The 22,546-nt window shown below is 72.8% G+C and carries 20 protein-coding genes; 7 read left to right on the top strand and 13 right to left on the bottom strand.

Annotation, left to right across the window (positions count from 1 at the left end):
• Window positions 1-177: 177 nt before the first annotated feature.
• Genes BLV01_RS03995 through BLV01_RS04010 form a run of 4 tightly spaced genes read right to left on the bottom strand, consistent with a single transcriptional unit; the run spans window position 178 to window position 6,415 of the window.
• The gene (locus BLV01_RS03995) at window positions 178-2,985 is read right to left on the bottom strand and encodes a bpX6 domain-containing protein (protein WP_091794205.1); all 2,808 of its coding nucleotides are present in this window, start codon (window positions 2,983-2,985) and stop codon (window positions 178-180) included.
• Complete coding sequence (locus BLV01_RS04000) at window positions 2,978-4,852, bottom strand: hypothetical protein (RefSeq protein ID WP_091794206.1); 1,875 nt, start codon at window positions 4,850-4,852, stop codon at window positions 2,978-2,980. The genes BLV01_RS03995 and BLV01_RS04000 overlap by 8 nt, the downstream gene beginning before the upstream one ends.
• A 4-nt stretch (window positions 4,853-4,856) precedes the next feature.
• The gene (locus BLV01_RS04005; protein WP_091794208.1) at window positions 4,857-5,276 is read right to left on the bottom strand and encodes a bpX5 domain-containing protein; all 420 of its coding nucleotides are present in this window, start codon (window positions 5,274-5,276) and stop codon (window positions 4,857-4,859) included.
• Window positions 5,273-6,415 carry an AAA family ATPase gene (locus BLV01_RS04010; RefSeq protein WP_091794210.1) on the bottom strand — a complete coding sequence of 381 codons (1,143 nt, stop codon included), beginning with the start codon at window positions 6,413-6,415 and terminating at the stop codon, window positions 5,273-5,275. Before BLV01_RS04010 ends, BLV01_RS04005 begins: the two co-directional genes overlap by 4 nt.
• Before the next feature lie 269 nt (window positions 6,416-6,684).
• On the opposite strand from BLV01_RS04010, the gene BLV01_RS04015 reads away from it, so the two are divergent.
• From BLV01_RS04015 to BLV01_RS04020, 3 genes are read left to right on the top strand one after another with little or no spacing between them, the layout of a single operon-like run.
• A complete protein-coding gene (locus BLV01_RS04015; RefSeq protein ID WP_091794212.1) occupies window positions 6,685-8,055 on the top strand; it encodes an ATP-binding protein in 1,371 nt (456 codons plus the stop codon).
• Window positions 8,055-8,534 (top strand): hypothetical protein, encoded by a 480-nt coding sequence (locus BLV01_RS26095; protein WP_175485764.1) that lies wholly within the window; start codon window positions 8,055-8,057, stop codon window positions 8,532-8,534. Before BLV01_RS04015 ends, BLV01_RS26095 begins: the two co-directional genes overlap by 1 nt.
• Window positions 8,531-9,463, top strand: a complete 933-nt coding sequence (locus BLV01_RS04020; RefSeq protein WP_175485765.1) for a tetratricopeptide repeat protein — start codon at window positions 8,531-8,533, stop codon at window positions 9,461-9,463. The genes BLV01_RS26095 and BLV01_RS04020 overlap by 4 nt, the downstream gene beginning before the upstream one ends.
• A gap of 125 nt (window positions 9,464-9,588) precedes the next feature.
• Here BLV01_RS04020 and BLV01_RS04025 read toward each other — a convergent pair whose 3' ends face one another.
• Together BLV01_RS04025 and BLV01_RS04030 are read right to left on the bottom strand one after the other, a co-directional pair.
• Window positions 9,589-10,317 (bottom strand): rhomboid family intramembrane serine protease, encoded by a 729-nt coding sequence (locus tag BLV01_RS04025; RefSeq protein ID WP_091794216.1) that lies wholly within the window; start codon window positions 10,315-10,317, stop codon window positions 9,589-9,591.
• Window positions 10,318-10,470: 153 nt separating this feature from the next.
• Window positions 10,471-10,806, bottom strand: coding sequence for an MGMT family protein (locus BLV01_RS04030; protein WP_254782490.1), 336 nt, complete (start codon window positions 10,804-10,806; stop codon window positions 10,471-10,473).
• Between the two features lie 40 nt (window positions 10,807-10,846).
• Here BLV01_RS04030 and BLV01_RS04035 point away from each other — a divergent pair, with 40 nt between their 5' ends.
• Complete coding sequence (locus tag BLV01_RS04035) at window positions 10,847-11,251, top strand: hypothetical protein (RefSeq protein ID WP_091794220.1); 405 nt, start codon at window positions 10,847-10,849, stop codon at window positions 11,249-11,251.
• 209 nt (window positions 11,252-11,460) lie between these two features.
• Here BLV01_RS04035 and BLV01_RS04040 read toward each other — a convergent pair whose 3' ends face one another.
• Window positions 11,461-12,588 (bottom strand): inorganic phosphate transporter, encoded by a 1,128-nt coding sequence (locus BLV01_RS04040; protein WP_091794222.1) that lies wholly within the window; start codon window positions 12,586-12,588, stop codon window positions 11,461-11,463.
• Window positions 12,589-12,598: 10 nt separating this feature from the next.
• Window positions 12,599-13,225: a DUF47 domain-containing protein gene (locus tag BLV01_RS04045; protein ID WP_091794224.1), complete on the bottom strand. Its 627-nt coding sequence runs from the start codon at window positions 13,223-13,225 to the stop codon at window positions 12,599-12,601.
• Between the two features lie 429 nt (window positions 13,226-13,654).
• Between BLV01_RS04045 and BLV01_RS04050 the strand changes: the two genes are divergently transcribed.
• Window positions 13,655-14,989 (top strand): hemolysin family protein, encoded by a 1,335-nt coding sequence (locus BLV01_RS04050; RefSeq protein WP_091794226.1) that lies wholly within the window; start codon window positions 13,655-13,657, stop codon window positions 14,987-14,989.
• Complete coding sequence (locus BLV01_RS04055) at window positions 14,970-15,668, top strand: exopolysaccharide biosynthesis protein (protein ID WP_091794228.1); 699 nt, start codon at window positions 14,970-14,972, stop codon at window positions 15,666-15,668. Before BLV01_RS04050 ends, BLV01_RS04055 begins: the two co-directional genes overlap by 20 nt.
• Before the next feature lie 128 nt (window positions 15,669-15,796).
• Here BLV01_RS04055 and BLV01_RS04060 read toward each other — a convergent pair whose 3' ends face one another.
• From BLV01_RS04060 to BLV01_RS04070, 3 genes are all read right to left on the bottom strand, one after another.
• Window positions 15,797-17,944, bottom strand: a complete 2,148-nt coding sequence (locus BLV01_RS04060; protein ID WP_091794230.1) for a putative bifunctional diguanylate cyclase/phosphodiesterase — start codon at window positions 17,942-17,944, stop codon at window positions 15,797-15,799.
• Complete coding sequence (locus BLV01_RS04065; protein WP_091794752.1) at window positions 17,941-18,912, bottom strand: phosphate/phosphite/phosphonate ABC transporter substrate-binding protein; 972 nt, start codon at window positions 18,910-18,912, stop codon at window positions 17,941-17,943. The genes BLV01_RS04060 and BLV01_RS04065 overlap by 4 nt, the downstream gene beginning before the upstream one ends.
• Before the next feature lie 142 nt (window positions 18,913-19,054).
• Window positions 19,055-19,975, bottom strand: a complete 921-nt coding sequence (locus tag BLV01_RS04070) for an RNA methyltransferase (RefSeq protein ID WP_091794232.1) — start codon at window positions 19,973-19,975, stop codon at window positions 19,055-19,057.
• A gap of 97 nt (window positions 19,976-20,072) precedes the next feature.
• Here BLV01_RS04070 and BLV01_RS04075 point away from each other — a divergent pair, with 97 nt between their 5' ends.
• Window positions 20,073-20,891, top strand: coding sequence for an inositol monophosphatase family protein (locus tag BLV01_RS04075; protein ID WP_091794234.1), 819 nt, complete (start codon window positions 20,073-20,075; stop codon window positions 20,889-20,891).
• A gap of 177 nt (window positions 20,892-21,068) precedes the next feature.
• On the opposite strand, the gene BLV01_RS04080 is transcribed toward BLV01_RS04075, so the two are convergent.
• Both BLV01_RS04080 and BLV01_RS04085 read right to left on the bottom strand, forming a co-directional pair.
• Window positions 21,069-21,944: a class I SAM-dependent methyltransferase gene (locus BLV01_RS04080; RefSeq protein WP_091794236.1), complete on the bottom strand. Its 876-nt coding sequence runs from the start codon at window positions 21,942-21,944 to the stop codon at window positions 21,069-21,071.
• Window positions 21,945-21,962: 18 nt separating this feature from the next.
• On the bottom strand, window positions 21,963-22,424 hold the full coding sequence (locus BLV01_RS04085; RefSeq protein ID WP_091794237.1) for a hypothetical protein: 462 nt from the start codon (window positions 22,422-22,424) through the stop codon (window positions 21,963-21,965).
• Window positions 22,425-22,546: the final 122 nt, after the last annotated feature.

Here is a 22,546-nt window from a genome sequence, read left to right on the forward strand (position 1 = left end):
CGCAAGCGCCATTGCCGAAGCCCGGCCAACCGGCGCAGCGCGCAGCCCGCGCCACGCGAAGGTTTTTGTAGGAGCGCAGCGAGCCGCGACCGCGACGATGTAGCCACGACGCAGCGTTCGGCGCAGTGCTTTGGCGCGTTCGCGGCTCGCGCCGCGCCTACACGGGACTGCGCAACCTCACCCCAGCCGCGCGCTGCGCACCTGCGAGGTCTCCGTCGCGATCGCCATCGCCCGGCCCTCGTCGTCGAACAGCACCAGCCGGTCGGACTGCTCGCGCGCGCGCAGCCGCGCCTGCGGCCAGTCGATCCGCGCCACGCAGCGCGCGAGTTCGTCGTTGCCGCGGCGGATCAGGTAGGCGCGCATCCGGTAGGCGCCGTGCAGCAGCACCAGGAAGCCGCGCGCCAGCGGGATCAGCGAGCTTTCGCACTCGCCGCTGCCCGGCTCCGGCGGTTCCAGGTCGATCGCGCAGGGGCGGCCGTTGAAGCGGAACGAGACGCGCACGCCGCCGTCGTCGTTGGCGCCGGTGGCGAGATCGGCGACGGTGTTGTGCGGGTCCAGCAGCATCCAGCCGTGCGCCGGCACTTCGACCGGTTCGCGCGAGACCAGCGCGCGGTTGGGATGGGTGCGGTAGTGCCAGACCGTGGTGGCGCCGCGGCCGGCGACCAGGAACAGTTCGTCGTGGCGCAGGAACCGCGCCTGGACGATGTCGCCGCCGAGGTCGCCGACGCTCCACAGCACCTGCAGCGGCCGTCCGCCCTCGCCGACCGGGCCGGCGTCGAAGGCGACGATGCGCTGGCCCGACACCGCCGCCCAGGCGACGCCGTCGAAGCGGTCGGCGAAGAACTGCAGCGGCAACGCGCCGAGGTCTTCGATGCGGTGTCCGGTCAGGTCGAGCCGGGCGATGCGCCAGACCGATTCGCGCCGCGCCAGCGCCAGCGCGACCTCGCCGCTGTCGCCGATCACCAGCCGGTGCGCGGGCACCGCGTAGCGCCTGAGGCAGCGCCCGGCGGCATCGAACATCGCCGCGCCGGCCTCGCCGAACGCGGCCAGCCAGCGGCCTTCGCCGAGCGCGGCCAGGTCCAGCGGCGCCTGCAGGCCGGGGTCGGCGTGCATGCTCGCCTGCAGCGTCGCGCGCCGTTCCCACAGCGGCAGCGCCGGCGGCGCCGGCGGCACGCCCCACGCGGGCAGGTCGGCGTCGAGCCAGGGATCGGCGGCGAGCATGCGGATGCGGTCGAGCTGGGCGCGTTCGAGCGCGTTGGCGCCGCTGGCGCGATCGGCCGCCAGCGCCGGCAACGCGCGCGCGGCCATCCGCGCCAGCGCGTCGTTGCGCTGGGCGTGCGCGATCGTCGCCAGGGCCAGGCCGAGCGCTTCGCGCGGCGCGGCCGGCGCGTCCGGGTCGGCCAGTTCGGCGACGCGCCCGGCGTAGTGCTGCAAGGTGTCGGGCAGCAGCGCGGCGCGGCGCACCAGCGCGCGCGCCGACAGTTCGGCGCCGCCGGCCTCGGCGGTCTGCAGCCAGCGCCCGGCCTGTTCGCGCGAATCCGGGTCCGGCCATACCGCTTCCACCGCTTCCAGCCAGCGCCCTTGCGCGGCCAGCGCGCGGCCCCATTCGCGGCGCAGGCCGCGCGCCTGCGCGCGGTGCCCGGACCCGCCTTCCAGCAGCGCCAGCGCCGTGGCGAAGGCGTTGTCGCGGCGCGCCACCAGCACCGCGCGTTCGGGATCGCCGGCCAGCATCAGCAGGCGGATGATGGCGTCGGCCGGCATGTCCCAGCCCAGCGCCAGCTCCGCCGCCTGCGCCGCGCGTCCGTGCTTGACCAGGTAATCCAGCGCTTCCTGGCGCGCGTTGAGCAGTTCGGCCAGCACGAACACCGCTTCGTCGATCTTGCCCGCGCCGTCGAGCCGCTCGAACGCGCGGCGGTAGCGCTGGCGCAGCAGCTCGCGGATGTCGTCGCCGGCGCCGATGCTCGAGCCGGCGCTGCGCTGCGTGCTCAGGCTGAAGTCGTCGCGGCGGCCGGGCGTGCCGAAGGACTGGCCGAGCGAATCGGCGCTGTCGCCGTCGATCGGCAGGGCATGGCGCAAGGCTTCCAGCGTGTCGCCATGGTCGAACTGTTCCAGCAGCCGGCGCAGGTACGCGCCCTGGCGCAGGCCGATCAGGCGCGCCGCACCGCTGGCCGCGGCCATGCGCGCGAGCGCGGCGCGCCAGCGCTGCGGCAGCGCGCGGCGGCGGCGCGCGGCGATGCCGCCGGCGGAAGCGGACGGCGCCGCATCGGCGCCGCCGCCGAATTCGAATCCGAATCCACCGCCAACACCGCCGCCGCCGAAGCCGACGCCCAGCCCGGGAAACCGGCGCAACAGCCACGCCGCGGCGCCGTCGCGCACGCCGGTCGCGCGTTCCATCAGCCCCGGCGTGCCGTCGCCGGCGTCGTCGCGGTTGCGGCCCAGCGCGCGCAGGAAGCGCTGGCGCTCCTCGCTCGGCGGCGCGATGCGTTCGCCGAGCAGTTCGCGCACCGCCTTGCCGGCGATCTTGTCCGGCTGCAACTTGGGCAGCGCGCGGTCGCAGGCGAAGGTGTCGTGCAGGGCGTAGTCGTCGAGTTCGATCGCCAGCGACGGATCCAGCGCCTCGCCGTCGGCCAGATCCAGCGCCAGCAAGTGTCCGCCCAACACCAGGCGCACGTCGGCCGGCGCCAGGCCTTCGCGTTCGCGCGCGGTCAGCGGGCCGGCGTAGAGCCCGTGCGCGCCGATCCGGCACAGCGGCGTGCCGCCGGCGGCGTCGCAATGCAGCGAGCGTTCGGCCTCGAAGCGCAGCAGGTCGCCGCGGGCCGGGCCGCGGTCGAAGCGCCAGGCGCGGCAGCCCGGCGCCCACCAGCGCAACAGGCGCTCGCCGCGCTGCTGCGCGCCGAGCAGGTCCGCCGGCAGCCACAGGCCGGCCACGGCCTGCTGGCCGCGCCACACCGGATACCGCACCTGCGCGCCCTGCGTGTCACTCATCTGCGCTCCCCCCGGCGTAGATCGTGGTGCCGGCGCCGCGTTCGTGCAACACCACCAGACGGCCGTCGAGGTCGACCAGGGCGATGGTCTCGCCGCCGCCGGCGACGCTGCCGACGCTGAGCCGGGTCGCCGATTGGTACAGGGTGCGGCGTTCTTTCTCGCCGATCGCCAGCAGCGCGGTGCGGTCGGGGTTGATCGCGATCAACGCGGCCGCGCCTTCGGGCGCGGCGTCGACCCCGATCACCTTCCACTCGCTCGGCAGGATGATCTCGAAATCGGCGGTCTTGTCCTGGTCCAGCCACTGCAGCACGCGCCACAGGCCGGCGCGATCGCCGCCGTGGCCGCCGATGCGCAACTCCACCGCGGCGGTGCGCAGGTAGCGACGGTCGACGCGCTCGGCGTGCAGCCAGCCCGACACCGGCGTGCCCGCGCATTCGGCCTTGGCCAGCACCTGCCCGCCGAATCCGGCGCGGGTGCAGCAGACCTGCAGTTCGTTCTCGCGCACGCGCAGGTAGTCGGCCCAGGCGCCGTTCATCGGCACGAACGCCAGCACGTTCTCCGAGTACGGCCCGTTGCCGAAACTGGCCGCGCGCGCGGCGTTCGGCTCCTGGCGCCAGCGCCACAGCTTGCCGCCGGCCAGCATCAGCAGTTCCGCCGGCGGCGAGGCGTCGTGGGCCTGGCGCTCGGGCTGCACCCGCGCCAGCGGCAGCCAGCGGCCCTGGCCGGGCGCGCTGTTGAGTTCGTCGGGACGGTCGCCGTGGCTGAAGCCGCTCAGCGACCAAAACACCAACCCCGCCGCGCTCGGCACCGCGCCGCCGAACTGGTGCTTGTGGATCGTCGCCGCCAGCAACGAGCGCGCCGAGCCCCAGCGCACCAGGCTCGGCGCGCCGAGCCGGCGCTTGCCGCTCAGGCGCTGCACATAGGCCGCGGCGTCGTCGAGCAGCGGCACCGCCACGTCGTGGCCGTCGGCCGAGAACAGCGGCGGCTGCTTGAGCGAGATCCGCTGCGGCAAGCGCACGATCCGCACCGGGCCGTCATGCTCGATCGCCGGCGCCAGCGCGGACGCGCGCGCCAGCACGAACTGCCCGCGCAGCAAGCGCGTCGCGCGCGCGGGATCGGGCAAGGCCAGCCTCGCCTCGCGCCGCGCCCGCGCCGCGCTCACCGTCACCGCCAGTTCGCCCGCCTCCGCCGCGCCGATGCCGACCCGATGGCCGAGCCCGTGGCCCGGCCCCGGCGCGCCGATCGACCAGCGCTCGCCCGGGCTCGGCTCCAGCGCGTCCAGGTGCTGCGCCCATTGTCGTTCCAGCGCCGCGCGCGCCTGCGCCGAGCCGGCATGGCCGGCGTCGGCGCGGAACCGCCATGCGCGCGCATCCAGCAGTTCGCGCAGGCGCTGCGCCGAATCGGCTTCGTGCAGTTCGCCGGGAACGCCGAGCACGCCCCACGCGAACCGCGCCCGCGCCGCCTGCGCGCGCTGCGCCAGCAGGATCCACAAGGCCAGGTGCAGCAGCCGCGGCGCGCCGAGCTGGGCCGGGCCGCTGTCGAACACCGCCACGGTCAGCGCGTCGGCCTGGCGCGCGACCAGCTTCGGGCTCAGGAACAGGTGCTCGCCGCCGGCGGCGCGGCGGTCGAATTCTTCCGGCGCGGCGTCGGCCAGCGCCCACTCGCTCAGCAGCAGGCGCTCGTAACTGCCGCGCCGGCGCAGGTCGTCGATGCCTTCGGGTTCCAGTTCGCCGCGCTGCGCGCGCAGGCGGAACGCGCCCAGCAGCGGATGCAGGCGCAGCAACAGTTCGCCGAGCGCGCCGGCCAGGTCCGGATCGAACCAATCCAGCCAGGGCCGCCAGGGCGCCAGGGTCGCGGGCAGGCGCATGCGCTCAGTCCTGCCAGCGCGCGCGGATCTGCGCGATCAGTTCGTCGCTGGCCGGCAGCGCGCGGTGCAGCGGCACCAGTTGCGCCGGCTCGCGCAGCATCAGCAGCGGCGATTGCCGATGCCGCCGCGCCAGCGCGCGCTGCAGCAGGTCCAGCGGCAACTGCGGGCGTTGCGTGGTCGGCAGCCACAGCGCCGGCGCGGGTTCGCGCGGGGCGATGTAGAGCACGCCCTCGCACCACGGCAGCGCCTCGGCCGGGCCGGTCGCGACCAGCACGTCGGCATTGGCGCTCAGCGCGAGCGCGCCGCGCCGCGCCGGCTCCAGCGCCTGCACCGCGGCCAGCAGCGCGCGCGAGACGGCGCGGCCGACGCCGGCCGCGCCCTGCGGCGGCGGCGGTTCCGGCTCCGGGCCCCACGACCACTTCATGCCGCCGCCGACACCCGCTCGGCCAGGCGCGCGCGTTCGCCGGCCAGTTCGGCCGGCAGCGCGTCGGCGTCGAAGTTGGCGTCGATCTCGCGCAGCAAGGCCTCGGCGATCGTGACCGCGCCGGGCGCATCGGCGGGGCCGGCCAGGCAAGCGCGCGCGGCTTCGAGCAGGCGCGCGACCCGCGACACCGGCTGCAGCGCGGCATGCTCGACCGCCGCGCGCAGGGTCGGGTTGGCCGCGGCGGCGAGCGAATCGCGCAGCACGTCCTGCGCCGCCACCTGCGCCTCGCGCGTGGGCAGCACGTAGAACAGCGGCCACAGGTCGGCTTCGGTGGCGTGGTCGCGCCCGGCCAGCACCGCGGCCGCGGCGATCAGGCGCTGGGCCTTGACGATGCGCCGGTCCGACAGGCTCAGACCGGCGCCGCGCAGCTTGCGGATCGCATCGGCCAGCGCGCCGCGCGCGCGCTCCATCGCCACCGCCGGCACCCGCCGGCTGAGTTCGTCGATGTCGCTCAGTTCGGCCTGGTGCGACAGGGCCAGGCGCTCGGCCTGCCAGCCGCCGGCCAGCAGGGCTTCGAGCTGGTGGTCCGGCACCGGCTCGACGAACAGGTGCAGCAGGAAGCGGTCGGCGAAGGCGGCCAGCGACTCGTCGTCGGGCAGTGCGTTGGACGCGCCGACGCAGACCCGCAGCGGGCACGCGATCTGGGTGTGGCCGCGGCGGAAGCGGCGCTCGTTGAGCACGCCCAGCAAGGTGTTGAGGATCGCGGTCGAGCCGAGGAACACTTCGTCGAGGAAGGCGACTTCGGCCTCCGGCAGCATGCCGCTGACGTCGGTCTCGACCACGCCCTCGCGCAGCCGGCGCAGGTCGACCGGGCCGAACAGTTCCGACGGCTCGGTGAAGCGGCCCAGCAGGTACTCGAAGTAGCGCCCGCCCAGCGCCGCGGCGACCCGCCGCACCACCGCGCTCTTGGCGGTGCCGGGCGGGCCGAGGATCAGCAGATGCTCCTGCGCGACCGCCGCCAGCACGATCAATTCGGCCAGTTGCTCGCGCTCGATCAGGCCGGTGGTGGCCGCATGCACGGCATCGCGGACGCGGGCCGCGGCGTGGTGCGCGGCGGAGGCTTCGGAACTGGAAGTCATGGCGGGAGCGGCCTGGGTCCTTGGCGGCGCGCGCGCGGCGGCGTTGCCGGCGCGGCGGGCGGGCGTGGAATCGGTAAGGGGTCGGCCGCGCGCGGGTGCCGCGGCCACAGCGCGCACTGTAGGCGCGGGCCGCGCGAAACCGCAACTGCGGTCGCGTTAGGATCGTGAGCGGCGCAGCGCTCGCGCGCCGTCGCCGCTGCGCGCGGCGGTTGGTTACCCTATCGCTCCCCTGCTCCATCAACCCGCCTCGCCGCGGCCCGGATGTCGCCATGCCCGATACGCCACCGAATGATCCCACCGCCGGCCTGCTCGCCGCGCTCGCCGCCGGCCCCGACAATCCGGCGCTGGCCCGGCTGGTGGTCGACGCCTGCCTGGCCGCCGCCGACGCGGCGGCGCTGGGCCGCGCGCTGGACCTGTCCGGCCCGGCCCTTCTCGCCGATCCGGCCCAGCGCGACGCCGCGCTGGCCCTGCTGCTGCGCGCCGGCGACGACGAACGCGCGCTCGCGGTCGCCGCGCCAGACTCGGCCGCCGCGCTGTACGCGCAGGCGCGGCTGAAGCTCGGCGAAGGCGCGCGCGACGAGGCCCGCGCGCTGTACCAGCGCGCGCTCGCGCTGAACCCGGCGCTGGAAGACGCGGCGCTGGCCTCGGAACTCAGCGGCAAGGTGGTCTCGTTCGCCGCCGCGCGCCGGCCCAGCCCCGGACCCGGCGCGCAGACCAGCATCGCCAACGCCGACACCGACGCCGACGACGTAGTGCGGCTGCTGCAGCCGGCGCAGGCGCGCATCGACTTCGCGCAGGTCGGCGGGCTGGACGAGGTCAAGCAGCAGATCCGCCGCCGCATCGTCACCCCGTTCCTGAAACCCTCGCTGTTCGAGCGCTTCAAGCGCCGCTCCGGCGGCGGCATCCTGATGTACGGCCCGCCCGGCTGCGGCAAGACCCTGCTCGCCCGCGCCACCGCCGGCGAATGCGGCGCGCGCTTCTTCAACGTCGCCATCACCGACGTGCTGGACATGTACATCGGCGAATCCGAGCGCAAGCTGCACGCGATCTTCGAGACCGCGCGGCGGCAGGCGCCGGCGGTGGTGTTCTTCGACGAGGTCGAGGCCATCGGCGGCAAGCGCCAGCACTCGCGCGAGGCCGGCGCGGCCAAGCTGGTCAGCCAGTTCCTGACCGAACTCGACGGCTTCGCCCAGAACAACAGCGGCGTGCTGATCCTCGGCGCGACCAACGTGCCGTGGGCGGTCGACGCCGCGTTCCGCCGCCCCGGCCGCTTCGACCGGGTGCTGTTCGTGCCGCCGCCGGACGAACCGGCGCGGCGCACGATCCTGCAACTGCTGCTGCGCGAGCGGCCGCAGGCCGACGGCCTCGACGCCGGCGAACTGGCGCGGCTGACCTCGGGCTACTCCGGCGCCGACCTGGGCCACCTGGTGGAGACCGCGGTCGACGAAGCCATCGAGGAATCGATCGAGCAGGGCCGCGAGGCGCCGCTGACCATGCAGCACCTGCGCACCGCGCTCAAGGACACCCGCGCGACCACGCTGGAATGGCTGACCACCGCGCGCAACCACGCGCGCTACGCCAACCAGGGCGGCCAGTACGACGAGGTGCTGGACTTCCTCAAACGCCACGGAGCCGGCTGATGGCCGAACGCGCCCTGTACCGCCTGCCCGACGAACCCTTGCCGTCGGGCCTGAGCCGCTACGCCACCGATCCGCTGTGGCCGCTGCTGACCCTGATGCTGGCCGGCGGCGGCTTCGGCCTGGCCTGGTTCGCGTTCAATTCCGCCGCGCTCGGCAGCCCGACGCGCACGCGCGAATGGAGCTGCGTCGCGCTCAGCCTGCTCGGCGCGCCGGCGCTGGTGATCGCGGTGACCGTCGCGGTCGGCGCGGGCTGGCTGAGCCCGGCGGCGGCGCCGTACGCGCTGCTGTCGGTGCTGCTGCTCAAGGTTACGGTGGCCTACGCGCTGTACCTGATGCAGCAACGCACCTTCGACATCTGGGAGCACTACGGCGGCGAGCCGCGCAACGGCATGCCGCTGACGATCCTGCTGGCCGTGGTCGGACGCGGCGCGCTCGACCTGTCGGCGCTGCCGCCGCTGCTGCGGGCGGCGCTGCAATGAGCGCCTACAGCCCCGACGCGCTGTACCGCATGGCCGAGCGCTACTACGCGCACGGCCAGATCGACTCGGCCATCGACGCGCTGCTGCGCCTGCTCGGCGAGGACCCCGACCACAGCGACGCGCACGCGTTCCTGGCGCTGTGCCTGGTCAAGCGCAAGCGTCTGCACGCGGCCGCGCTGGAAGCGCAGCGCGCGCTGGAGCTGACGCCCGAATCGGCGTTCGCGCACCTGGCCGCGGCCAGCGCGGCGACCGCGCAGCGCCGCTTCGCCGACGCCGAAGCGCACCTGCAGGCGGCGCGCGAACGCTCGCCGGAGGCGGCGCCGGTGGCCGACGCCTTCGCCCGCCTCTACCGCGCCTGGGGCCGCGACGCGCAGGCGCTGGAACACGCGCGCCGGGCCTGCGCGCTCGACCCCGACGATCCCGACTACCCCGCCCTGCTGGCCTGGCTGGAACTGCGCCGCGGCGACCGCGCGCAAGCCGAGCGGCTGGCGCGCGACGTGCTCGCCGGCCATCCCGAACACCTCGACGCGCTGTGCGTGCTCGGCCACTGCGAACTCGCCCGCGGCCGCGCCGACAGCGCCCGCGAGCACGCCGCCTGGGCCTTGCAGATCGACCCCACCGACGCCGACGCGCTGACCCTGATGGCCGCGGTGAAGGCGCGGCGCAGCCCGCTGCTGGGGCTGTGGTGGCGCCTGCAGAGCTTCCTCAGCGCCGGCTCGCGCACGCGCATGGTGTTGCTGCTGCTGGGCATGTTCCTGCTCTACCGCATCGCCCTGATCGCGCTGCCGCAGCAAGGCCTGGCGCAATGGGTCGGCCCGATCTCGTACGCCTGGCTGGCGTTCTGCGCCTACACCTGGGTCGCGCCGACGCTGTTCTGGCGCTCGGTCAAGAAGGAACTGGAACAGGTGCGGTTGCGCCCCGGTTTCTGAGCGACGCTTTTATGTAGGAGCGGCGCGAGCCGCGACCGCGACAACGCAACCATCGCGCAAGTTGCGGCGTAGGTGGGTTGTCGCGGTCGCGACTCGCGTCGCTCCTACAGGGAAACTGCCGCGGGTTACTTGACGGCGCGCAGCTTCGACGCCTTGCGCCGCGCGCGCAGCGCTTCGGCGCGCGGGTCGCGGCGCGGGCCGCCGCTGCCGCCGCGCGGCGGGTGCGAGCGCCACCAGCGGATCAACAGCCAGCCCACCACCATGCCGCCGAGGTGGGCGAAGTGGGCCACGCCGGTGCCGGTGGTGAACACGCCGTAGAACAGCGACGCGACCACGTACACGATCACCAGCGTGCGCGCCTTGAGCACGATCGGGAACGGCAGCAAGGTCACCTTGCGGTTCGGGAACATCACCCCGTAGGCCAGCAGCAGGCCGTAGATCGCGCCCGACGCGCCCAGGGTCAGCACCAACTGGCCCTGGTAGATGGCATAGGTGGCCGCCGCCAGCTGCAGCAAGGCCGAGCCGAGCAGGCAGACGACGTAATAGATCGTGTAGCGGCGCGCGCCCCATTCGTGCTCGATCGACGAGCCGAACATCACCAGCGCGAGCATGTTGAACACCAGGTGGCCGAGCCCGCCGTGCATGAAGCCGGAGGTGATCAACTGCCACGGCATGAAGCCCGGCCCGTCGACCTCGTACGGCGCCGGCACCCACGGCCACAGTTCGAACCACAGCGGCCAGGCGCGCGTGGCCTCGCTCGCGCCGGCGATGGACTGCAACAGGAAAACGGCCACGTTGGCGATCAGCAGCTTGCGCGTGACCGACGGGATGCTGGAAAAAAGCCTGGAAACCATCGCGACTCCTCGGATCGGGCGCTATGGTAGCCGCGCCCGGCCGCCGCGGAGGTGAGCGCGGCGTGCAGGCCGCGCCGCTCGTTCAGATCGGAATGCGGCGGCGGTCGCGGTCGCCGCGACCGCGCCGACGCGGCCCGTCCGCACCGCGCCGGTTCAGTCGCCCGGCCCCCAGATCTGCTCGTCCACGCTCGCCGCCGCGCGCTGGCCGCGCACCCGCCCGTTCTCGACCTTCACGCCTTCCGCGCGCAGGCGTTGGGATTGTTCGCGCCAGCCCTTGGAACCGTCGGGGAAGGCGATGCGGCCGTCCGAGCGCAGGACCCGGTGCCAGGGCAGCTTGGCGTCCTCGTTCTCGCCGAGCAGGCGCGCGACCAGGCGGGCGCGTCCCGGCAGGCCGGCGCGGCGCGCGACCTCGCCGTAGCCGGCGACTTCGCCGCGGGGAATCGCGCGGATCGCGGCGTAAATGCGTTTGGCGGCAGTTTCGCTGTCCATCGCGGTAGCATATGCCCTGTTGCGCGCAGGAGTCGCCCCCATGCAGTTCGACCGTATCCACAAGCATTTGACCCAGGCCGGATTCCGCCTGTCCGTCCACGACAGCGTGATCTGCGTCGAGCTCTCGCTCGAACAAGGCACCCGCCACCAGTCGATATTCCTGTCCGAACAAGAGGACGACGACGGCCGCGCGTTCCTGCGGGTGAGCACCGCGATCGCCCCGACCACCGGCCTGGACGCGCGCCGCGCGCTGGCGTTCAACTGGGAAAGCCACGTCGGCTACCTCGCCATCGGCAACCTCGACGGCGTGCCCTACCTGCAGCTGTGCGAGAACCGTCCGCTGGAAACCCTGGACGCGGCCGAAGTGCAGCGCCTGGTGCTGGAGATCGGCGGCGTCGGCGACAGCATGGAGCGGGTGCTGTCGGCGAACGGCGATTTGCTCTGATTCCACGCGAAGGGCGGTTTCGTCGTAGTTGAGTTTTCGCGGTCGCGGCTCGCGCCGCTCCTACAGGGGCTGCGGACGCCGCATGGGCTGCCTGTAGGAGCGGCGCAAGCCGCGACCGCGACACCGCAACGGCGACGCAACCCGCTGCCCAGGCGAAAAAAAGGCCCGCATCCGCGGGCCTTTTTCGTATCCGTCGCTGGCGCCGGACCTCAGATCCAGCCGAAGAACCGCATCGCCTCGAACAGGCCATAAGCGATGCCGCCGGCCGCCGGGATCGTCAGGATCCACGCCCAGATCATCTTCTCCACCACGGTCCACTTGATCGAGTTGAAGCGCTTGGCCGTGCCCACGCCCATGATCGCGGCGGAGATGTTGTGGGTGGTCGAGACCGGGATGCCCAGCGAGGACGCGGCCATGATCACCGAGGCGGCGCTGGTCTCGGCGGCGAAGCCGTGGATCGGGTGCAGCTTGACCAGCTTGTGGCCGAGGGTCTTGATGATGCGCCAGCCGCCGGCGGCGGTGCCGGCCGCCATCACCACCGCGCAGGTCAGCTTGATCCAGGTGTCGATGTCGTTGTTGGCGATCGCGCCCGGCGAGGGGTGCAGGAACGCCAGCCACGCCGGCAGGTTGTCGAGGGTGCCGGCCTGCTGCGCGCTGATCAGGGCCAGGGCGATGATGCCCATGGTCTTCTGCGCGTCGTTCATGCCGTGGGCGAAGCCCATGCCGGCGGCGCTGAGCAGCTGTGCCTTGCCGAAGAACCCGTTGACCCAGCGCGGCCGCGCGATCCGCCGCAGCACGCCGCCGCTGGCGGCCATCGCGGAGATGACCGCGAACAGCACGCCCATGACCAGGAAGCCGGCGGCGAAGCCGAGCAGCGGCGAGGTGAACATCGGCACGACCACCTTCCACAGCACGCCGGCGCTCTTCCAGATCGGTTCGGCCGGATGCGACCACACCACCGCGTGCCAGTTGTTGGAGGCCGCGGCGATCGCCGCGCCGCACAGGCCGCCGATCAGCGCGTGCGAGGACGAGGACGGCAGCCCCAGCCACCAGGTGATCAGGTTCCAGATGATGCCGCCGAGCAGCGCGCACAGCAGCAGCTGCGAGCCGACTTCGACCACGCCGGCGTCGATCAGGCCCGAGGCGATGGTCTTGGCCACCGCGGTGCCCCACAACGCGCCGACCAGGTTGGTCGAGGCCGCCAGCATCACCGCCTGCATCGGCGAGAGCACCTTGGTCGCCACCACCGTGGCGATGGAATTGGCGGTGTCGTGGAAGCCGTTGACGTATTCGAAGATCAACGCGGCCAGGATCACCACCAGGACGAGCGTAAGCATCGCGCGCGCCTCAGGAGTTTTTCAGGACGATCTGGTAAGCGACCACGCCGGCCTCGCGGCAGCGGTCGATCGCCTTTTCCAGGATCTCGAAGAACTCCTTGAGCAGGAACATCTGCAGGTTGTCGAGCTGGCCGGAATAGATGTCGCGGTACAGCTCCAGCATCAGCCGGTCGGCCTCGTTCTCCAGCGCGCGCAGTTGGTCGTTGAGCGCCTTCATCGGCTCCAGCTTCAGGTGGCGCAGCTGGTGGACCATCTTCACCACCACGCTGGCGGCCTGTTCCAGCATCGCCGCGCGCGGGGCGAAGTCGATGTGCTCCAGGTGGCGGGTGGCCAGCGAGTAGCGGTCGGCGAACTTCTCCACCTGCTTGGGGATCTTGTACAGCGCCGAGGACAGCGCCTCGATGTCCTCGCGCTCGATCGGGGTGATGAAGCTGTCGACCAACTCCTGGCTGATCTTGTCGGAGGTCTCGCGCTCGCGCTGGCGGGCCAGCTTGAACGCGTCCAGCGCCGGCTGGCGGTCGGCGGCCTTGAGCATCTCGTGCAGCGCCTTGGTCGCGTCGTGGGCGGCGACGGCCGCCTCCTCCAGCAGGGTATAGAACTGGTTGCCTTGGCCGAAAATCGTCTGCAGGGAGAACATGCGGGGAGCCTCTGGGCCGGTCGCGGCGAGGCCGTCCGGCGGGTTCGAATGGGGGTCGGCGACCGGCCCGGCCGGTGCCGCGCGCCGCCGCGCCGGGGACCGGAACGGGGCGTGCGGGCGCGATTATGACGCTTTGAAGACGGCCCGCCCACCTTGACGGGCCATCCGGGCGCCCCCAGAAGAGTACGGATGCGCACCGAGTTGGCGGTTCCGCGCGCCGGCCCGTCTTTCACGAAGGGGCGCCGCGCGGGCCTGCTAAGATCGGCCCCGCCCTGTCCCGCGCCCCGTGCGCCGGCCGCGGCGACCCTTCCTTCCCACGCACCACACCATGGACGACGACCCAAAACCGCCGCCCGGCCGCGCCCTGTCGGCCCCCCCGTACCACCCCGCCCCCTTCCGTGAATCCACCGGCCACAGGAGGCGCTGCCGATGCTGGAACTTCTGATCGTCGTGGCCCTGATCGTCGTCAACGCGTTCTTCGCGATGTCGGAGATGGCGCTGATGACCTCGCGCAAGCTGCGGCTCAAGCAGATGGCCGAGACCAGCCAGGGCGCGCGCACCGCGCTGGCGCTGGCCGAGCAGCCGGACAACCTGCTGTCGACCGTGCAGATCGGCATCACCCTGATCGGCATCCTGACCGGCCTGTTCGGCGGCGAGTCGATCGGCCTGATCATCGCCGGCTGGTTCGACTTCCTGCTGCCCGGCGACGCCACCCGCTACGCCCACACCCTGGGCATCGGCACCGCGGTGGTGCTGATCGCATCGGCGCAGGTGATCTTCGGCGAGTTGGTGCCCAAGCGCCTGGCCCTGACCAACCCCGAGCGCATCGCCAGTTCGGTGGCGATCGTGCTCAACGGCCTGGCCCGCGCGGCCAAGCCGGCGGTGTTCGTGCTCGGCACCATCAACCGCTTCGTCCTGCGCCTGCTCGGAATCAAGGACGACGCGCGCAGCGAGATCAGCGAAGAGGAGATCCGCCTGCTGGTCAGCGAAAGCCACGAGCAGGGCGTGATCGACGCCGACGAACGCAAGATGGTCAACCGCGTGCTCAGCCTCGGCGACCGCACCGCCGACAACCTGATGACGCCGCGCACGCGTATCGCCTGGCTCGACGCCGCCGCCTCGCTGGAGGAGAACCTGGCGATCATGCGCGAGTCGCCGTTCTCGCGCTTCCCGGTCTACCGCGGCAGCGACCAGGACGTGCTCGGCGTGCTCGAGGCCAAGTCGCTGTTGGCCGAGCTGGTCCAGGGCCAGGTGCCGGACCTGTTCGGCCAGCTCAAGGAAGCGCTGTTCGTGTCCGAATCCACCCACGCGCTGAAGCTGCTGGAGATCTTCCGCGAGGAACAGCAGTCGCTGGCGCTGGTGGTGGACGAATACGGCGACGTCACCGGCCTGATCACGGTCAACGACCTGATGGGCGCGGTGATCGGCCGGGTCCAGAACGCCGACTCCGACGACCAGCCCGGCCCGGTGGTGCAGCGCGAGGACGGCAGCTATCTGGTCGACGGCGCGCTGCCGGTCGAGGAGTTGCGCGAAGTCGTCGGCGGCGGACGCCTGCCGAACGAGGACGAGCACGACTTCAACACCGTCGCCGGCATGGTCATCGCCCACTTCGGCCGCATCCCGCACGTGGGCGAGCATTTCGCCTGGACCGGATGGCGGATCGAGGTGATCGACCTGGACGGCCCGCGCATCGACAAACTGCTGCTGCAGCCGCAGCAGCCCAAGCCCGCGGAATCCGGCGACGATGACGCCACCAGCGGCTGATCGCGACCCGCCCGGTCGCGGCGACGGCGGCCCGCGCCGCCGCGCCGGCGCGGGCGCCGCGCACGAGGCCGGCACCCGCGCGTTGCTCGACGCCATCGTCGCCGGCGATCCGGACGAGGCGGTCAAGTTCGGCGACGTGTTCAACGGCCTGGGCAACCGCTCGTTCGGCATGTTGCTGTTCGTCTCCACCCTGCCCGCCTTCATCCCGATCCCGGGCGTCGGCGGCGCGATCAGCGGCCCGCTGGTGATCCTGGTCGGCCTGCAGCTGCTGATCGGCCTGCGCAAGCCGTGGCTGCCGGGCTTCATCGCCCGGCGCGGCCCGCACCGCAGCGCGCTGGCCAGGTTCCGCAACCTGCTGGCGCCGTGGCTGACCCGGCTGGAACGCTTCGTCAGCCCGCGCCTGCCGGCGCTGCTCGACCACCGCGCCGCCAGCGCCTGCACCGGCCTGCTGGTGGTGCTGGTCGGCGTGCTGCTGTCGCTGCCGATCCCGTTCACCAACTTCCTGTTCGGCGCGCTGCTGCTGTTGTTCGCCTTCGCCCTGCTCGAACGCGACGGCAAGCTGATGCTGATCGCCTGGGCCGCCGGCGCGGCGGCGGTGGTGGTGTTCGGGATCCTGTCCGGCAGCCTGGTGCAGGCGATGACGGAGTGGATCGCGCTGGCTCGGGACAAGCTGGGCTGAGGACGTCGCGCAGGAAGCTTGCGACGTAGTCGGATTTGCGCAGTCGCGGCTCGCGCCGCTCCTACATGGGCTACCTGTAGGAGCGGCGCGAGCCGCGACCGCGAACCGACACCAACGGCGCAACCCGCCTACTTCGGCAACTGCGCCAGAAACTCCGCCGCCGGCACCGGGTGCCCGAGCCAATACCCTTGCGCCAGGTCGCAACCGCGCTCGCGCAGCACCGCGTACTGGCCTTCCTTCTCCACCCCTTCGGCCACCACGATCACGCCCAGCGAGTGGGCCATGGCGATGATCGCGGTGGTCAGGGCGAGGTCGTCGGGGTCGCGCAGCACGTCGGCGATGAAGCTGCGGTCGATCTTGACCCCGTCCACCGGCACCCGGCGCAGGTGGCTCAGGCCGGAGAAGCCGGTGCCGAAGTCGTCCAGCCAGACCTTGACCCCGCTCGCGCGCAGACGCGACAGCAAGGCGCTGGCGTGGACTTCGTCGCCGATCACCGCGGTCTCGGTCAGCTCCAGGTGCAGCCGCCACGGCGGCAGCTGGGTTTCCTGCAGGCAGGCGGCGACCACGTTGGGCAGGTCGCCGTTGCGCAGTTGGCGCGGGGAGACGTTGACCGAGACGAACAGCGGCTCAGCCTCCGGACGCGCGCGCTGCCACGACACCGCGTCCTCGCAGGCCGCGCGCAGCACCTGCGGGCCGAGGGTCTCGATCTGCCCGCTCTGCTCGGCCACGTCGATGAACACCGACGGCGCGATCAGGCCCTGCTCGGGATGCTTCCAGCGCAGCAAGGCCTCGGCGCCGACCATGACCCCGTCGCCGAGCCGGTACACCGGCTGGTAGGCCAGGCTCAGCTCGCCGCGGTCCCAGGCGCCGCGCAGCGCGTGTTCGAGCTGCACCCGCCGCTCCACCGCCTGGTCCATCGCGCGGCTGTAGAAGCGGTAGCAGTTCTTGCCGGCGACCTTGGCCTGGTACATGGCGATGTCGCCGTTCTTCATCAGCGAGGTCGCGCCGGCGGCGTCCTCGGGATACAGGGTCACGCCGATGGACGTGCCCAGGAACACCTGCCGCTCGTGCACCGCGATCGGCTGGCCGAGCTCGGCCACCAGCGCCTCGGCCAGGCGGGTCGCGGCCTCGCGCGCCGCGCCGGGCCGGCCGGCCTCGCCGCCGCCCTCCACCAGCATCACGAACTCGTCGCCGCCGAAGCGCGCCAGCAGCGCGCTGTCGCCGCCGACCCGCTCGACCGTGGCGGCGATGCGCTGCGCGCACTGCAGCAGCACCTCGTCGCCGGCGTCGTGGCCGAGGGTGTCGTTGACCCGCTTGAAGTCGTCGATGTCGGCGAACAGCAGCGCCAGCTGGCCGTGGCCGCCGTCGAGCTGCTGCAGGCGCTGGTCCAGCGCCTCGCGGAACGCCAGCCGGTTGGCCAGCCCGGTCAGCGAGTCGGTGTAGGCCATGCGGCGGATGTCGCGGTCGTGGCGCGCCAGCGACTGGCTCATGCGGCTGAAGGCGCGCATCAGGTCGCCGACTTCGTCGTTGTGGCGGGCCGCGTCGGAATCGTCGAACTGGCCGAAGCGGCCGTCCTCGATCGCGTGCGCGGCTTCGGCCAGTTCGCGGATCGGCCGCACCAGCCAGCGCTGGATCAGCCACAGCATCGCCGCGCCCAGCGCCAGCAGGCCCAGGCTCAGCAGCCCCACCCACAGCAACTGCAGCCGGCCGAGCGCGTCCAGGCGCTGGCGCAGTTCGTCCAGCGCGCTGTCCTGGTAGGCGCGCATGGCCTTGAGGTCGTAGCCCACGCGCACCCCGCCCAGGCGCTGCTGGCCGATCTTGATCGGCGCGGACACGTCGAAGTTGTTCTCGCCCCACTGCGCGAGCAGGCGCTGCGAGGCCACGATCCGCGCCGCCATCGCATCGTCCATGCGCTTGCCGTAGCTGGGGATCGCCTCGCTGCCGTCGTGGACGATGTTGCCGTCGTTGTCGTAGACCACGACATAGCGCACGCCGGGGTTGGCCATGGCCGCGCGGCCGAGTTCGCCGATCGCGTCGAGGTCGAAGTAGTACAGCGGATTGGTCAGCGAGCCGGCGAGCTGGGCCACCTCGCCCTCGCCGTGGCGGCGCAGGCTGGCGACGAAGCTGTCGCGCATCGCGTCGCGGCTGACCCCGACCACCGCGCTCTGGATCCGCTCCTGGCGCAGCAGCAGCAGGGTGATCAGCACCGCCACCACCAGCAGGGCCAGGCCCATGATCGACAGGAACTTGGCCTGCAGGCCGCGCGGCGATTTCATTCCACCTCCGCGCGCACCTGCGCCACGCCGTGGCCGATGCGGTCGAGCGCGCGCTGCGAGGCCGGATCGACCGGCATGAAGCGGGTGGTCTTGAAGAAACGCAGCAGCGCCTCGCCGGCGTCGGGATCGCCGGCCGCATCCAGCAGCACTTCGCGCAGGCGCGCGCTGACCTTCGGGTCCAGGCCCGGCCGCACCAGCTCCAGCGCGCGCGGGTAGTCGGCGCTGCGGCCGATCAGCACCAGGTCGCGGCGGAACGCCTCGGGCACCCGGCGCGGGTTGTCCCAGTCCAGGTTGCTCATGACCCCGGCATCGACCAGGCGCTTGTGCACCCAGGTGGCGATGTTGAGTTCCGAGCGCGCGAACAGGTAGCCGACCGCGCCGCGGTTGATGCGGTCGGTCGGCGACAGCAGGATCTCCAGGCGCAGGCCGCGTTCGAGCAAGGTCGCGGCGGGCACGAAGTAGGCGCTGGTCGAGGACGGGCGCTGGAAGGCGACGTTGTGGCCGCTGAGATCGTCGAGCGAGCGCAGGCCGCTGTCGCGGCGGGCGAAGAACACGCTGTGGTAGTGGCTCACGCCGTCGCGCTCGGTCAGCAGCAGCGGCTGCGCGCCGGCGCGCTGGCGCAGCAGCATCGCGGTGCCGGCGGTCTCGCTGACCCAGTCGACCCGGCCGCGGCGCAGGTAGCTGCCCATCTGCTGGGCGTCCTTGGCCATCAGGATCCGGCCCTCGCGGATGCCGACCCCGGCCATGCGCGGGACCACGTAGTCCAGCAACGGCTTGAGCTGCTCGTAATGGGCCTTGGGATCGTCGCTGATCCGGCCCAGCACCAGCACGTGGGCGTCGGGGTCGTCGCCGTGGCCGTGGCCGGCGCGCTCGTGCGGCGCCGGCGACGCGGCGGCCGGACCCCAGGCCCCGGACAGGACCAGTCCGAACAGCAACGCCAAACGCCAAGCTCTAGCGACCAATCGCATCATCCTCGCCGAGCGGATCGGCACACCGCAGCGGCAGCGTAATCGAAACGGCGGGGCGGCCGATAGTTCGGCCGCGCCGGCCCGCAGGGCGCGGCGCCGCGACCGGCGTCGCGGCGACCGCGGGGCCAACGCCGCCGGCGCGTCAGCGCTTGTTCGCGGCGGCCAGCAGCATCGCGGTGCGTTCCACGTCGGCCAGCACGCCGCGCAGCAGGCGCACCTCGCGCTCGTCGAGCTGCGCGCGCAGGAACAGCCGGCGCAGCTTGTGCATCGCCGCCTCGGGCGTGCGCCCCTTGTGGAAGTCGATCGCGTCCAGAGCCTGGCCGAGCTGGCCGAAGAAGCCTTCCATCTGGGCGTGGCTGGCCGGCGGCTCGCGGCGGTCGCCGCCGTCGCCCACGACCGCGGCCGCGACCGACGGCGCAGGCGCCGACGCGGACGCCGGCGCGGTCGCCGCCAGCGAGGCCATGCGCAGCTCGTAGCTGAGCACCTGCACCGCCGCGGCGAGGTTCAGCGAGCTGTAGGCCGGGTTGGCCGGGATGTGCACGGCGGCGTGGCACAACTGCAATTCGTGGTTCTCAAGGCCGGTGCGCTCGCGCCCGAACACCAGCGCGACTTCGCCGCCGGCGCGGGCGCGGGCCTCGCACAGCGCCGCGGCCTGGCGCGGGTCGAACTGCTCCAGGGCGATGCGCCGGCTGCGCGCGGTGCAGCCGAGCACGAAATGGCAGTCGGCCACGGCGGCGGCCAGGTCCGGGACGATGGCGGCCGCGGCCAGGACGTCGTCGGCGCCGGCGGCCAGGGCGTAGCTGTCGCGGTCCGGGGCCTTTTCCGGCGCCGCCAGGATCAGCCGCGACAGACCCATGGTCTTCATCGCCCGCGCCGCCGAGCCGATGTTGCCGGGGTGCTGGGTGCCGACCAGGACGACGCGGATCCGGGCCAGGGCCGGGTCGACGGCGGCGGGTTCCTCGCCGCCGGCCGGGCCGGGCGCGGGCGCCGGCGCAGCCTCGGGCGGGTTGGCGTTTTCGGTCGCCTGGGCGGCCGGGAAGGGTTCGCGGGGATCGTGATTCATGCGCAGATGGTAAACTCCCCGCCCCGGCCACAGGCGCCGGCCCGCTCTTTCCCCCCGTCAGCCGTCCCCACCTCATTCCGTCCGAGGCCGTAAAGCCATGCAGAAACCCGCCGTCACCCTCATGGTCAAGGCCGCCCGCGCCGCCGGCAACATCCTGTTGCGCCACATGCACCGCCTGGACGCGCTCAACGTGGTGGAGAAGGACCGCATGGACTACGCCAGCGAAGTCGATCGCTTGGCCGAAGCGGAGATCATCAAGGAATTCCGCCGCGCCACGCCCGACCACGCCATCCTCGGCGAAGAGCACGGCCCGATCGGCCAGTCGCGCAACACCTGGGTCATCGATCCGCTCGACGGCACCAGCAACTACCTGCACGGCATCCCGCATTTCTGCGTGTCGATCGCGCTGTGCGAAAACGGCGAGCCGACCCACGGCGTGATCTTCGACCCGCTGCGCAACGACCTGTTCACCGCCAGCCGCGGCAGCGGCATGCAGCTCAACGAAAAGCGCGTGCGCATCGCCGACCGCAAGGACCTCGGCGGCGCGATGCTGATCACCGGCTTCCCGCCGCGCGAACGCGCCCGCGCCAGCGCCCACCTCAAGTGCCTGGACAACCTGCTGCTCGACGCCGAGGACGTGCGCCGCACCGGTTCGGCCGCGCTCGACCTGGCCTACGTCGCCTGCGGCCGCGCCGACGCCTACTTCGAAGCCGGCCTGAAGCCGTGGGACGTGGCGGCCGGCGTGCTGATGGTGCGCGAGGCCGGCGGCAAGGTCACCGACTTCAAGGGCCGCGGCACCGGGCCGATGGACAACCGCGGCTTGCAGCCGCGCCAGATCGTCGCCGGCAACCTGCGCGTGGCCGAGGCGCTGCAGCAGCGGATCGTGAACACCGGCTACGCCGCCGCGTTCGACTGAGCCGGCGCGCCGGTCTGGCGCCATCCACGCGAAACCGAAACGCCGCGCCCGTCGCGGCGTTTTTCGTTGCCGCGCAGCTCAGCGCGGGTGCGGCGCGTCGGCGTCGTCCGACCGCAGCGAAGCGCCCGCGCCGGTCGATTCCGATTCATCGCCGAATCCGGTCCGCGCCATGGCGCCTCACCCCGCCCGCGCCGTCACCACCCAGATCGCCCCGCCGACTTCGAGCCCGTGGTCGTCGGCCAGTTCCAGCAACGAGGCGCGGATCGCGCCGCGCGCCTGGGCCTGGACCTGCTCGCTCTGCGGCTCCAGCAGCCGCGCGATCGGCCCGACCCGGAACACCTGCTCCATCGCGTCGTCGGCCATCGCCTCGCGGCTGGCGCCGCGGCCGAGGTAGAACGGCGTGGCGAACGGCGCCAGTTCGACCTGCGCGAAACCGGCCGCGGCCAGCACCTCGCGGATGTGGTCCGGATCGCTGAACGCGAACGGCCCCGGCTGGCGCGTGTCCACCGGCGCGCGCTCGAGGATGTGCGCGATCGCGGCCAGCGGCCGCTCGTACCAGTCGTTGAGTTGCGGGTCCTGCCAGCAGGCGAAGGCGATGCGGCCGCCGGGCTTGAGGGTCTTGTGCAGTTCGGCGAAGGCGGCCGCCGGGTCGTCGAAGAACATCACGCCGAAACGCGAGAACAACAAATCGAAGCGCTGCGGCGCGAACGGCGGCCGGCTGGCGTCGGCCTCGAGGAATTCGACCGCCAGGCCGAGCGCGGCGGCGCGTTCGCGCGCGCGGCCGAGCAAGGGCGCGGAGATGTCGATGCCGGTCGCCGCGCCGTCGGGGCCGACCGCGCGCGCCAGTTCGAACGTGGTCGCGCCGGCGCCGCAGCCGATGTCGAGTACGCATTCGCCGGGCTGCGGCGCGGCCGCGGCGAACGCGGCGCGGCCGTAGGCGGCGGTGCGTTCGTCGAGCCAGTCGTTGTAGGCCAGCCAGCGCAGGCCGACCGCGCCGTTCCAGTACTCGATCTGTTCCGCGTTCGGCGGCGCGTCGGGGATGGGCGTGTCCAAGTCGGTCTCCGTTGGCGCTCAGCGCTTGAGGGTGCGGGCGTGGGCGAGCAGCCCCGGCGTGGCCCGGATCCAGCCCACGCTGTCGTCGGTCAGGTACCAGCGCCCGTCGGGCGTGCGGCTGAGGTTGAGAATGTAGTCGCCGCCGTCGGGCGGCCGGCTCGGCTGCTCCTGGGTGACTTCGAAATCGAATTCGCCCGGCGGATCGCCCTTGAAGGTTTCCAGCGCGCGGGCGCGGATGCGGAACGTGCGATACCCCAGGCGGCCGTCGCTGCCGTGATGATCGGCGACGGCCTGCGCGCCGAGCAGGCGCGCATGCACGCTGAGCGCCGAACGTTGCTGGAAATAGGCGATGTCGCGCTTGAAGAACGCCTCGTCGTGCGCTTGCGCGAACGCGGCGCCGGCCGCGGCGAACGTCGCGGCGGCCAAGACCCAACCCAGCGCGTGCGCGCGCCCTCGCATCGCCGTCGTATCCGACTTCATACCGATCCTTGTGCGGCCGTAGCCGAAGCAGTCTTTCGCGAAGCGGCGGCGGGGTCAATCGCAGCGACGCCGCAGGCCAGCGACGGCCTCGCCGCGCAAGCCGCGACCGCGCAGCCCACGCT

This window comes from Lysobacter sp. yr284, assembly GCF_900107375.1.
In the GTDB taxonomy this organism is placed as follows: Bacteria; Pseudomonadota; Gammaproteobacteria; order Xanthomonadales; family Xanthomonadaceae; genus Lysobacter.